The organism is Sphingomonas aurantiaca, assembly GCF_003050705.1.
GTDB lineage: Bacteria > Pseudomonadota > Alphaproteobacteria > Sphingomonadales > Sphingomonadaceae > Sphingomonas > Sphingomonas aurantiaca.
The window spans coordinates 122,562-133,998 of sequence record NZ_QAOG01000008.1; the positions used below are offsets into that span (position 1 = coordinate 122,562).

Here is an 11,437-nt window from a genome sequence, read left to right on the forward strand (position 1 = left end):
ATGACCGACACACCACGAACCCGCGTGCGAACTTGGGGGCTCGCGATCGTCGCGCTGGCGACGGCCTTTGCCCAGACCGCCGATGCGCATCATTCGTTCGGCAAGTTCGACATGGGCAAGCTGACGACGCTGACGGGCACGGTCCGCGAATTCACCTGGGCCAACCCCCACACCTGGCTGATCGTCATCGTCAAGAAGGCCAATGGCACGACCGAGCAATGGGCGCTGGTCGGATCGAGCCCCAACATGATGAGCCGCTGGGGCTGGAACGCCAGCGACATCAAGGTCGGCGACAAGGTGACGGTCGACGTCCACCCGGGCCGCGACGGCACCGCGATCGGCGCGATGCAGACGGTGTTCACCGCCCGGGGCAAAGTCCTGGGCGACCCGGCCGGCTCGACCGGACAGGCGCTCGCCGGCGGCCCCAGCCAGGTACCGACCAAACCGCAGGGACAACCCTATAAATGACCCATATTCCAGCGTTTCGCATGAAGACTCCGGTGCTCCGTGCGCTGTGCGGCGGGCTGTCCGCGATGGCGGCCCTGACGCTCGCGGTCGATGCCGGCCAGGCCCAGCAGACGACCGAGACGCCGACCGCGCCCAAATCGGCTGCCGAGCAGGCCAAGGCGTGGCAGGACATCGCGAGCCGCCCGGATTTCTGGCAGGGTACATGGCAGTCGATCGCGCCGATCGCGGACAATTTCACGATCCCGCCCGACTATACGCCCTCGGCGCTGGCCTATATCAAGGCGTATAAACCCGCCGAGGACAGCCCGTTCACCAACTGCAAGCCGCTGGGCATGCCGTTCGTGCAGAATATCGGCGGAATGCCGATGAAGTTCTTCCAGTCCCCCGGCATGATCGCGCTCTATATCGAGACGTCGGGGATGACCCGATTCATCCATACCGACGGCCGCAAGCACAGCGAGGAACCCAATCCTGCGTATCTGGGCGAATCGATCGGTCGGTGGGAAGGCGATACGCTGGTCGTCGATACGACCGGTCTCGCGGCGGACACGGTGTTCCAGATGGGCCGGCTGAGCGAAAAACTGCGCCCGCAAGGCGATCACTCGCCGGTGTCGGGCGTGATCTTCGGGCCGCACGGCCCCAATTTGCGGCTAGTCGAACGCATCCGCCTAATCGATTTCAACACGCTCGAAATCCAGACCACGCTGTACGACGATACCGTCTTCAAGAAGCCCTATGCGCTGGAGCCGCGCAAGTTCATCCGCGGGATCGAGCGGCGCAACGAGCCGCAGGAATGGGCCTGCACCGATAACCGCGACTATCTCGATCCGACGACGGGCAAGCTCGAGCTGAACGTCAAGGACAAGGCGCAGAGTCGCTGAGCCACGCAGCGTCGGCGGCCCGGATCGCGGTCCCGACCTGCCCTGTTTCGCCAGAATCGCCCGTGACCTGTGTTGGAGTATGACGATGCGTAGACTTTCCGCGGTGCCGATCCTTGCCCTCGCGACGATCTGTTCGACCGTTGCCGCTCCGGCGGTCGCGAAGGAGGTGGTCGTCCATATGCGCAACCAGGGTGCGGCCGGCGTGATGGTGTTCGAACCCGCCTTCGTGAAGGCGATGCCCGGCGACACGGTCCGCTTCCTGCCGACCGACCCCGGCCACAATGCAGAGACGATCCCGACGATGCTACCGGCCGGCGTCGCCTCGTCGAAGGGAGCGGTCAACACGGAGTTCGTGCTGAAGGTCTCTTCCCCCGGCCTGTACGGCATCAAGTGCCAGCCGCATTACGCGATGGGGATGATCGCGCTGGTCCAGGTCGGTGACGGGCCCTCCCCCAATCTGGCGGCCGCCAAGGCGGCGAAGCTCCCCCCGTTCGCGGCCAAGCGGATGACGCCGTTGCTCGCTCAGGCGAGATAGTGCGTAACGGGGGCGTGCGCGTTGTAGCCGCACGATCAGGGGGAGACGACCTATGGCGACCGTAAAGATCATGGCGATGCTCCGCGCGCGCTCGGGCAGGACCGACGATCTCGCCGCGCTGCTCGACGGCATGCTCGGTCCCAGCCGGGCGGAGCCGGGCAATCTTCGCTATGACCTGTGGCGGGATCGCGACGATCCCGATGTGTTCGCGCTCGACGAGCTGTACGTCGACTTCGACGCCGTGACCGCGCATCGCGCCACGCCGCATTTCCAGCGCTACCTCGCGGCGATCAACGAGCTTGCCGAGCGCAGCGCGGTCGTGCTCGATCCCGTCGCGGTCGCCTGATCCAACCGACAGTGTACCAAACGCGCGCGCCGCGCGACCGTTACAAACGCTTACCTTTGTTTACCCGGCGAGCATGTTTGGCGGAAGGCGTAGGGCCTAGCTCGGGAGGACCATAGAAAGGTCCTCCTCATGATCGCACTCGAACTGGCCGCCGCCCTGCTGGGCATGGCCGCCGCGCCCCAATATATCGAACCCGACCGCTATTCGGCGATCGTCCGCCCCGCCACGCGCGCCAAGACGGACCAGCGCCAGACCCGCAACCGCGCGCCGGTCGCGGGCTGCGGCAAGACCCACAAGGGCTACGATGCCCGCACCGGCACGTATCGCGACGCCCGCGGCAAGCGCCAGCACTGCCCGCGCTGAGCCGGCCGTGACCATGATCCCGTCGACCGCGCGCGTGACCGCGACGCTCCTGCTGACCGTGGCGCTTGCCGGCTGTGGCACGTCCAAGGACGCGATGCCCAAAATGCCACCGTCCGAGGTCGGCGTGGTCACGCTGGCGACGCAGCCGGTCACGACCACGACCGAGCTGACCGGCCGTACGACGGCCACCGTGACATCGGAGGTCCGTCCGCAGGTCGACGGGATCATCAAGGCGCGGTTGTTTACCGAGGGCACGCTGGTCCGGGCTGGCCAGCCCTTGTACCAGATCGACCCCCGCCTGTACCGGGCGACGCGTGACGAGGTCGCCGCGCAGCTGGCGAGCGCGCAGGCGTCCGCCGCCACCGCGCAGGCCAAGGTGAAGCGATATGGTCGGCTGCAGAGCGCCGACGCGGTCGCGCGGCAGGACGTCGACGATGCCGTGGCGACATCGCGTCAGGCCAGCGCCAGCATCGCACAATATCGCGCCACCCTGCGCACCGCGAACGTCAATCTCGGCTTCACGCGAGTCTATGCGCCGATTTCGGGGCGGATCGGCCGATCGACCTACACGCAGGGCGCGCTCGTCACTGCGGCGCAGACCACGGCACTGGCGACGATCTCGCAGCTCGATCCGATCTTCGTCGACATCCAGCAATCGAGCAGCGCGCTGTATGATCTGCGGCAGAGCCTGGCGACCGGCGAAGCGCTGCCGGCCAGCACGACCGTGCGCCTGTCGCTGGAAAATGGTCGCAGCTACCCGCAGACCGGCACGATCCAGTTCGGCGAGGCGGTCGTCGATACCACCACCGGCACCGTGACGCTGCGCGCGCGGTTCGCCAATCCGAAGGGGCTGTTGCTGCCGGGCATGTTCGTGCGCCTGACCGTGCCGCAGACCATGATCCGCAACGCGATCCTCGCGCCGCAGCAAGGCATCACGCGCGATGCCAAGGGCAACGCCACCGCGCTGGTCGTCGGTACCGACAACAAGGTCGCGCTCCGCCAGGTCACGACCGCGCAGGCGGTGGGCGACACATGGATCGTCACCGCCGGACTGAAGGCTGGCGACCGGCTGATCGTCCAGGGCGTCGACAAGGCACAGCCCGGCGCGACCGTAAAGCCGGTTACCGTCAAGCTCGGGACCACCAACTGACATGGGTATCAGCCGCTTCTTCGTAGAACGCCCGATCTTCGCCTGGGTGATCGCGATCGTCATCATGCTCGGCGGGGTCGCGGGCTTGCGCTCGCTGCCGATCGCGCAATATCCCGACGTCGCACCGCCGACGATCTCGATCAGCGCCACCTATCCGGGCGCATCGGCCGAAACGCTCGAGACCAGCGTGACGCAGGTGATCGAGCAGCAACTGACCGGAATCGACGGGCTGCAATATTTCCAGTCCAGTTCGGATTCCTCGGGCTCGGCATCGATCACCGTCACCTTCGTCAAGGGGACCGATGCGGATACCGCGCAGGTCCAGGTGCAGAACAAGGTCCAGCAGGCGGAGGCCCGGCTGCCGAGCGCGGTGACGTCGCAGGGCGTCACCGTGTCAAAGTCGAACAGCGACTTCCTGATGATCGTCGCGCTGTACGACAAGACCGACAAGGCCACCGCCAACGACATCGCCGACTATCTGGTCAGCAATTTCCAGGACGATCTCGCGCGGGTCGACGGCGTCGGGCAGACCCAGGTGTTCGGCGCGCAATATGCGATGCGCGTATGGCTCGATCCCACCAAGCTGGCCGCGGTGCAGCTGATGCCGTCCGACGTGCAGAGCGCGATCCAGGCGCAGAATGTCGACGTCTCGGCCGGACAGGTCGGCGCGTTGCCCGCGGTGAAGGGGCAGATGCTCAACGCGACCGTCCGCGCCAAGTCGCGGCTGACAACCCCGGACCAGTTCCGCGCGATCGTGCTGAAGACCAAGACCGACGGCTCGATCGTCCGCCTCGGCGACGTCGCGCGGGTCGAGCTGGGGCAGGACAGCTATACCTCATCGGCCCAGCTCGACGGCCATCCGGCGTCGGGCATGGCGATCCAGCTGGCGACCGGCGCCGATGCGCTGGAGACCGCGACCGCGGTGAAGGCGCGGATGGCCGAGCTGTCGGCGAACCTGCCCGCCGGCTACGCCATCGCCTACCCGCGCGACACGACCACGTTCGTCAAGCTGTCGGTCGAGGAGGTCGTCGAGACGCTGGTGATCGCGATCATCCTGGTGATCGTCGTGATGTTCGTCTTCCTGCAGAACTGGCGCGCGACGCTGATCCCCGCGATCGCGGTGCCGGTCGTGCTGCTCGGCACGTTCGGCGTGCTCGCGGTGTGCGGCTATTCGATCAACACGCTCACGCTGTTCGCAATGGTCCTCGCGATCGGCCTGCTGGTCGACGACGCGATCGTCGTGGTCGAGAATGTCGAGCGCGTGATGGCCGAGGAAGGGCTGAGCCCGCGCGAGGCGACGATCCGGTCGATGAGCGAGATCGGCTCGGCGCTGGTCGGCATCGCGCTCGTCCTGTCGGCGGTGTTTTTGCCGATGGCGTTCTTCGGCGGATCGACGGGGGTCATCTACCGCCAGTTCTCGGTCACGATCGTGTCGGCGATGCTGTTGTCGGTGCTGGTCGCGCTCGTCCTCAGCCCGGCACTGACCGCGACGTTGCTTAAGCCGACGCATGGCGACCCGCTCGAGCGGAAGGGCGTGTTCGGTCGGTTCAACCGGTGGTTCGATCGCTCGACGCACCGCTATGTCGGCGCGACGCGCGCGGTGATCGGCCGGCGCGGCCTGCACGTGGCGGTGGTCGGTGTCATCACGATCGTGCTCGCAGTGCTGTTCCTGCGGCTGCCGACCAGCTTCCTGCCGACCGAGGACCAGGGCCAGGTCATGGTCATGTACACCCTGCCCGCCGGCGCCACCAACGAACGGACCGAGGCGGTGCGCGACCGAGTCCAGAGCTATTTCTCCAACCATGAGAAGGCGACGGTCGCCAACGCGTTCAGCATCACCGGGTTCGGGTTCAGCGGATCGGGACAGAATGCCGGCATGGCGTTTGCCAGCCTGACGCCGTTCGACGAACGCAAGGATGCGAGCCAGAGCGCCTCGGCGATCAACGCACGCGCGATGCGGAGCTTCAGCCAGATCCGCGATGCCACCGTCATCCCGCTGACTCCGCCCGCGATCTCCGGGCTCGGCCAGTCCAACGGCTTCACGTTCGAGCTGACGAACACCAACGGGCTGAGCCGCGACGCGTTCGTCGCGCTGCGCGACAAGCTGATCGCGGCGGCCAACAAGGATCCCAAGCTCGCGCAGGTCCGTGCCTCCACCCTGCCCGACACGCCGCAGCTTCGCGTGACGCTCGACGATGCCAAGCTCGCGGTATTCGGGCTGACCGAGAACGACGTCACAAACGTGCTGTCGAGTGCGTGGGGCGGTGTCTACGTCAATGATTTCGTCGATCGCGGCCGCGTGAAGCGTGTCTACATGCAGGCCGACGCGCCGTTCCGCATGCTGCCGAACGACCTCGACGGCTGGTTCGTGCGAACTTCAAGCGGGACGATGGTGCCCTTCTCGGCGATCGCGACCCTGTCGTGGGAAAAGGGCCCCAACAGCGTCGCCCGCTTCAACGGCCGCTCGTCCTACGAGATCCAGGGCGAGCCCGCGTCGGGCGGCAGTTCGGGCGCGGCGATGCAGGAAATGGTCAAGCTGCAGAAGCAACTCGCACCCGGCACCGGCTATGCCTGGGCAGGCCTGTCGTTTCAGGAGAACCAGGCGAGCGGACAGGCGCCGATGCTGTACGGATTGTCCGTCCTGATCGTCTTCCTGTGCCTTGCCGCGCTGTATGAAAGCTGGTCGGTGCCGATCGCGGTGCTGCTGGTGCTGCCGCTCGGGATCATCGGCGCGGTCATCGCGGTGACGCTGCGGGGCCTCGACAACGACATCTACTTCCAGGTCGGGCTGATCACCACGATCGGTCTTGCCGCCAAGAACGCGATCCTGATCGTCGAATTCGCCGAAGAGGCGCGGCGCGGCGGCAAGGACGTCGTCGAGGCCGCACTGGAAGCGGCACGGACCCGGCTCCGGCCAATCCTGATGACCAGCCTCGCCTTCATCTTCGGCGTCTTCCCGCTCGCGGTCGCGACCGGCGCCGGCGCCAACAGCCGGATCGCGATCGGCACCGCGGTGGTTGGCGGGATGCTGACCGCCACCGTCCTCGCGATCTTCTACGTGCCGATGTTCTTCGTGATCATCGCCCGACTATTCCACGGTACCAAGGAGACGGCGGCATGATCCGGCTGCGTATCGCGGCGGCGCTGATCGGCGCCACTGCCCTTGCCGGGTGCAACCTCGCCCCGCATTACGTCCGCTCGGTCGCCGATTTCGTGCCGACCGGGTGGCCGGCGGGTGCAGCCTACGCCCCCAATGCCGCTGGCCGGGCCGGGATGCCGTGGCGCAGCCTGGTGGTCGACGCCAAGCTGCGCACGGTGATCGAACGGGCGCTCGTCAACAACCAGGATCTGGCCCAAGCGGTCGCCAACGTCGCCTCGGCGCGCGCCTTGTACCGCGTCCAGAAGTCGAACCAGCTGCCGACGCTGTCGGCCGATGCCGGCGCGACGATCGACCGCGCGGTGACCGGCGGCGGCAGCTCCAGCGGCGGCACCGGTACTGGCGGATCCAGCACGCTGTTCTCCGGCAGCGTCGGTATCAGCGGGTTCGAGCTCGACCTGTTCGGGCGTCAGAAGAACCTGTCGCGCGCGGCGTTCGAGACCTATCTCGGCACGCAGAGCGGCGCGCGCAACACGCGCTTCACGGTCGTCGCGGAAACCGCGACCGCGTATCTCACGCTCGTTTCGGACCGCGACCTGCTGGCCGTGTCGTACGCGCAGGTCGCCAGCAGCGAACGCACCGTCAAGCTCAACGACGAGCTCCACGATGTCGGGCTGGTGAGCGGCGCCGATCCGGCCGACGCGCGGACGTTGCTCGCGCAGGCGCGGGCAGACGTCGCGCAATACACCACGCAGGTGGCGCAGGATCGCAACGCGCTGGAGCTGCTGGTCGGTGCCCCGGTCGAGGATGCGCTGCTGTCCGCCAGCCTGGCCGCGCTCGATACGGGTATCGCCACCGTGCCCGCCGGGCTGTCCTCGACCGTGCTGCTCGACCGCCCCGACGTGGTCGAGGCGGAGCACCAGCTGAAATCGGCCAACGCCAATGTCGGCGCGGCGCGCGCGGCGTTCTTCCCGACGATCTCGCTGACCAGCGCGCTGGGCGTCGCCAGTTCCGCGCTGACCAGCCTGTTCTCGGGCTCCACCTGGTCCGCCTCGCCGTCCGCCAGCGTGCCGATCCTGGGCGGGACGAACCGCGGCAACCTCGATTACGCAAAGGCGCAGGTCGACTATTACCTCGCCGCGTATCGCAAGGCGGCGCAGACCGCGTATCGCGACGTCGCCGACGGGCTTGCCCGCCGCGGGACGATCGCCCGACAGCGCGCGGCGCAGGCAGATCTCGTTGCGGCTGCGCAGAAGAGCTACACGGTCAGCGAGGCGCGGTACCGCGAAGGCACCGACAGTTTCCTGACCGCACTGGTTGCGCAACGCACGCTCTATTCCGCACGGCAGAGCGCCATCACGACGGATCTGACCGATCTCCAGAACCGCGTGACGCTGTATCAGGCGATCGGATCGGACGACACGCTGTGACGCAGCTACCGCTGGGCATGCGAGGCACGCTCGTTTATGCCGGCATCACGGCCGCGACGTGATGCCGCCCGATCGGAGCGATGACGACATAATGCCCGGCGCAACGGCGGATCGCCCTCACCTCCTGATCGCCGACGACGACGCGGACATTCGCGATCTGGTGACGGCGCAACTGGCCCGCGAAGGCTATGCGCTGACCCCGGCGGGCGATGTAGCCGGCATCCGCGCGGCGCTGGCAGCGGGCCCCGTCGACCTGATCGTCCTCGATCTCGGCCTGCCCGACGGTGACGGCCTGACGCTGTGCCGGGAACTGCGCGGCGAAGGCTATCCGGGCGCGATCATCATGGTTACCGCACGCGACAGCGCGATCGACCGCGTGCTCGGCCTCGAACTCGGCGCGGACGATTATCTCACCAAGCCGTTCGAGCCGCGCGAGCTGACCGCGCGCGTGCGCAACCTGCTCCGCCGGGGCGCGCGCGATGTCGGCGCGGCAACGCCCGCGCGGGTCGCGATCTTCGGGCGGTGGCGGCTCGATCTCGTCAAGCGGCGCCTGCTCGCGCCCGGCAACAGCGTCGTGATGCTGTCGACCGCCGAGTTCGACATGCTCTCGCGCCTCGTCAACGCCGCCGGTCGGCCGCTCTCGCGCGAGGCGCTGGTGCCAGCGCGCGCCGCCACCGCCTCGCACGACCGGACGATCGACAACCAGATCAGCCGACTGCGCCAGAAGCTCAAGCCCGACGGCGAAGAGCTGATCCTCACGGTCCGCGGCCAGGGCTATATGCTCGCTGCGACCACCCGTTTCGAATGAGGCGGTTGATCGCCCGGCTGGTGCGGTTCCTCGGTTCGCTGACCGGCCGGATCGCGCTGATCCTCGCCGTCGGCATCCTGATCGCGTCGGTCGGCGCGCTGCTGATCGCGGAACAGGGCCGGCGCGGCGAGTTCATGCGGATCCGTGACGAGCGCGTGATCGCCAGCGCGCTCGACGTGCTCGACCGGCTCCACCGCAATCCGGCCGCCACGATCGCCAATTTGCGCGACGGCCGGCTGGTCGGGGCGCATTTCGTCGAACGGCAGGACGCGGTTCCCGTCGTCGAGGACGCGCTGCTCACGAGCATGCTGGCCAGCCGTACCGACATGCCGGCGCGACCGAGCATCGCGCGCGCACCGACGACGATTTGCCAGGCGAGCGATCCCATCCGCGAACGCCCGCGCGCCGCGGGAATCGAACCGATGATGCTGCCCGACTGCTGGCTGATGACCGCGCGGGTCGATGGCCGGTCGCTCGCGGTCGCGATCGATCTCCCGCAACTGCCCGCGCCGCCGAGCTGGACCACCGACCGGCTATTCCTGTTCCTCGTCCTGGCAGCGGCGCTCGCGCTCTCGCTGATCGTCGCGCGGCTCGCGACGGCACCGCTACGTCGCCTGTCCGCAGCCGCGGACGCGTTCGCCCGATCGATCGATGCCGAACCGGTGCTGGAAACGGGTCCCACCGACGTCCGCGCGGCGCTCGCGACCTTCAACCTCATGCAGGAACGCGTTCGTGCCGGGTTGATCGAGCGCACGCGGATCCTTGCCGCCATCAGCCACGACCTCCAGACCCCGCTGACCCGGTTGCGGCTGCGTCTCGAACAGGTCGAGGACGAGGCGTTGCGCGACCGGCTCGTCGCGGATCTGTCGGCGACGCTTGCGATGATGAAGCGCGGCCTCGATCTCGCGCGCAGCGGCGACAGCGCGGAGGACTGGTCGACGGTCGATCTCGATTCGGTGCTGTCGAGCCTGGCCGACAATGCCGCCGAATTCGGGCATGCCGTCCGCTTCACGCAGGGCTGCGGCGCGCTCGTCCGCGTGCGGCCGGATGCGCTCACCCGGTGCCTGTCCAACCTGATCGACAACGCGATCAAGCATGGCGGCGATGCCGATATCGCATCGCGCCGCACGCGCGGCACAGTGATCATCACGGTGCGCGATCATGGGCCCGGTATTCCCGCCGCGATGCTCGCGCAGGCGTTCGACCCGTTCGTGCGCGCGGATACGTCGCGATCGAGTGGTGACGGGACGGGTATCGGGCTGACCATCGCGCGCGCGCAGGCCACCGCGATCGGCGGGCATATCAGCCTCGCCAATCATCCCGGTGGCGGGTTGGAAGCAACGCTGACGCTCGGCAAGGCCTGACCCCCGATCAGGTGTCAGCCAGCGCCGTATCGGCGTGCGCCGCGCGATACGACCGCGGTGAACATCCTGCACAGCGCCGGAAATAGCGCGAGAAATAATGCGCATCGTCGAACCCCAGCGTGTTCGCGATCTCGGCCACCGACAGGTTCGAATACAGCAGCGCGCGCTGTGCCTCGACGAACGCGCGCTGGTCGAGGATCTGCGTCGGGGTCTGGCCGGCAGCGGCCTGGCACGCCGCGCGCAACCGGCTTTCGGTGGTGCCGAGCGCGGCGGCGTACACGCCGACCGGTTCGCGCGCGCGAAAATGCGTCTCGACCCGCTCGCGGTAGCGCGCGACGAGCGCCGCCTGTCGCCCTGGCGGCGTGAACAGGTCCGCCTCGCGTCCGTGCGTCGCGCGCATCGTCCGGACAATCAACCCGAGCAGCCCGGCCTCGGCCGCGGCGCGGTGGCCCGGCGCGTTCCAGGACAATTCCTCCAGCAACGCGTCGCACGCGGTGGCGAACCCCGTCGAACCCGCCATGTCGAGACGTGCGACCTGCGCCAGCGCGAAGACGCCGCGAAGCTCCTCGTTCCGTTGGCGGAGCAGATCGACATAGGCGCTGGAGACGGTCAACACGCTGCCGTTCGACTCGCTTTGCCAGCTGAAGCCGTGGACGACGCCCGCCGGCACGACGATCAGGCACGGCGCCTCGAACGCCAGGATCGCCGCCTCCGCGCGCATCGCCCCGCCGCCGCCGCGGATGTGGAAGATATGGTGGAGATCGGCATGCGCGTGCGGCCGGATCGTCCATTCGCTCGGGCGCGATCGGTCGTCGAGCGCTTCGAGATGCACGAAACGGCGATCCGCCACGCGGTGCGCTTCGCCGTACAGATAAAAGCGCGGAACCGGCGTATCCATCGAACGGCACCCTTCCCAGTGGGGGACTCATATACCTGTCGAATAGTCCACCTATTCGCCCGCTGCGTCCATAGCGTATTTGCCCGCTTGCGGTAGC

General features: G+C 67.8%; 11 protein-coding genes. 10 read left to right on the forward strand and 1 reads right to left on the reverse strand.

The window, feature by feature from the left end; translation table 11 throughout:
• The 10 genes from C8J26_RS18635 to C8J26_RS18680 all read left to right on the forward strand — a co-directional run bounded on the left by C8J26_RS18635 (position 1) and on the right by C8J26_RS18680 (position 10,442).
• Positions 1 to 468 (forward strand): DUF6152 family protein, encoded by a 468-nt coding sequence (locus tag C8J26_RS18635; RefSeq protein ID WP_146168911.1) that lies wholly within the window; start codon positions 1 to 3, stop codon positions 466 to 468.
• Positions 465 to 1,349 (forward strand): hypothetical protein, encoded by an 885-nt coding sequence (locus C8J26_RS18640; RefSeq protein WP_146168912.1) that lies wholly within the window; start codon positions 465 to 467, stop codon positions 1,347 to 1,349. The genes C8J26_RS18635 and C8J26_RS18640 overlap by 4 nt, the downstream gene beginning before the upstream one ends.
• A gap of 85 nt (positions 1,350 to 1,434) precedes the next feature.
• Complete coding sequence (locus C8J26_RS18645) at positions 1,435 to 1,884, forward strand: pseudoazurin (protein WP_107959877.1); 450 nt, start codon at positions 1,435 to 1,437, stop codon at positions 1,882 to 1,884.
• Positions 1,885 to 1,936: 52 nt separating this feature from the next.
• Positions 1,937 to 2,230 carry a putative quinol monooxygenase gene (locus tag C8J26_RS18650; protein WP_107959726.1) on the forward strand — a complete coding sequence of 98 codons (294 nt, stop codon included), beginning with the start codon at positions 1,937 to 1,939 and terminating at the stop codon, positions 2,228 to 2,230.
• A gap of 129 nt (positions 2,231 to 2,359) precedes the next feature.
• On the forward strand, positions 2,360 to 2,593 hold the full coding sequence (locus C8J26_RS18655) for a BA14K family protein (RefSeq protein WP_107959728.1): 234 nt from the start codon (positions 2,360 to 2,362) through the stop codon (positions 2,591 to 2,593).
• 13 nt (positions 2,594 to 2,606) lie between these two features.
• Positions 2,607 to 3,743, forward strand: a complete 1,137-nt coding sequence (locus C8J26_RS18660) for an efflux RND transporter periplasmic adaptor subunit (protein WP_146168916.1) — start codon at positions 2,607 to 2,609, stop codon at positions 3,741 to 3,743.
• A 1-nt stretch (position 3,744) separates the two neighbouring features.
• On the forward strand, positions 3,745 to 6,864 hold the full coding sequence (locus C8J26_RS18665; RefSeq protein ID WP_107959730.1) for an efflux RND transporter permease subunit: 3,120 nt from the start codon (positions 3,745 to 3,747) through the stop codon (positions 6,862 to 6,864).
• On the forward strand, positions 6,861 to 8,270 hold the full coding sequence (locus C8J26_RS18670) for an efflux transporter outer membrane subunit (RefSeq protein ID WP_107959732.1): 1,410 nt from the start codon (positions 6,861 to 6,863) through the stop codon (positions 8,268 to 8,270). The genes C8J26_RS18665 and C8J26_RS18670 overlap by 4 nt, the downstream gene beginning before the upstream one ends.
• 91 nt (positions 8,271 to 8,361) lie before the next feature.
• Positions 8,362 to 9,078 carry a response regulator transcription factor gene (locus C8J26_RS18675; RefSeq protein WP_107959881.1) on the forward strand — a complete coding sequence of 239 codons (717 nt, stop codon included), beginning with the start codon at positions 8,362 to 8,364 and terminating at the stop codon, positions 9,076 to 9,078.
• On the forward strand, positions 9,075 to 10,442 hold the full coding sequence (locus C8J26_RS18680; protein WP_107959734.1) for an ATP-binding protein: 1,368 nt from the start codon (positions 9,075 to 9,077) through the stop codon (positions 10,440 to 10,442). Before C8J26_RS18675 ends, C8J26_RS18680 begins: the two co-directional genes overlap by 4 nt.
• A gap of 7 nt (positions 10,443 to 10,449) precedes the next feature.
• Here C8J26_RS18680 and C8J26_RS18685 read toward each other — a convergent pair whose 3' ends face one another.
• Positions 10,450 to 11,340: a helix-turn-helix domain-containing protein gene (locus C8J26_RS18685; RefSeq protein WP_107959736.1), complete on the reverse strand. Its 891-nt coding sequence runs from the start codon at positions 11,338 to 11,340 to the stop codon at positions 10,450 to 10,452.
• Positions 11,341 to 11,437: the final 97 nt, after the last annotated feature.

Coding starts and splice junctions, on each gene's coding strand:
- C8J26_RS18685 (WP_107959736.1), bottom strand. CDS start 11,340: ATGGATACGCCGGTTCCGCGCTTTTATCTGTACGGCGAAGCGCACCGC.
- C8J26_RS18670 (WP_107959732.1), top strand. CDS start 6,861: ATGATCCGGCTGCGTATCGCGGCGGCGCTGATCGGCGCCACTGCCCTT.
- C8J26_RS18635 (WP_146168911.1), top strand. CDS start 1: ATGACCGACACACCACGAACCCGCGTGCGAACTTGGGGGCTCGCGATC.
- C8J26_RS18650 (WP_107959726.1), top strand. CDS start 1,937: ATGGCGACCGTAAAGATCATGGCGATGCTCCGCGCGCGCTCGGGCAGG.
- C8J26_RS18665 (WP_107959730.1), top strand. CDS start 3,745: ATGGGTATCAGCCGCTTCTTCGTAGAACGCCCGATCTTCGCCTGGGTG.
- C8J26_RS18675 (WP_107959881.1), top strand. CDS start 8,362: ATGCCCGGCGCAACGGCGGATCGCCCTCACCTCCTGATCGCCGACGAC.
- C8J26_RS18640 (WP_146168912.1), top strand. CDS start 465: ATGACCCATATTCCAGCGTTTCGCATGAAGACTCCGGTGCTCCGTGCG.
- C8J26_RS18680 (WP_107959734.1), top strand. CDS start 9,075: ATGAGGCGGTTGATCGCCCGGCTGGTGCGGTTCCTCGGTTCGCTGACC.
- C8J26_RS18645 (WP_107959877.1), top strand. CDS start 1,435: ATGCGTAGACTTTCCGCGGTGCCGATCCTTGCCCTCGCGACGATCTGT.
- C8J26_RS18655 (WP_107959728.1), top strand. CDS start 2,360: ATGATCGCACTCGAACTGGCCGCCGCCCTGCTGGGCATGGCCGCCGCG.
- C8J26_RS18660 (WP_146168916.1), top strand. CDS start 2,607: ATGATCCCGTCGACCGCGCGCGTGACCGCGACGCTCCTGCTGACCGTG.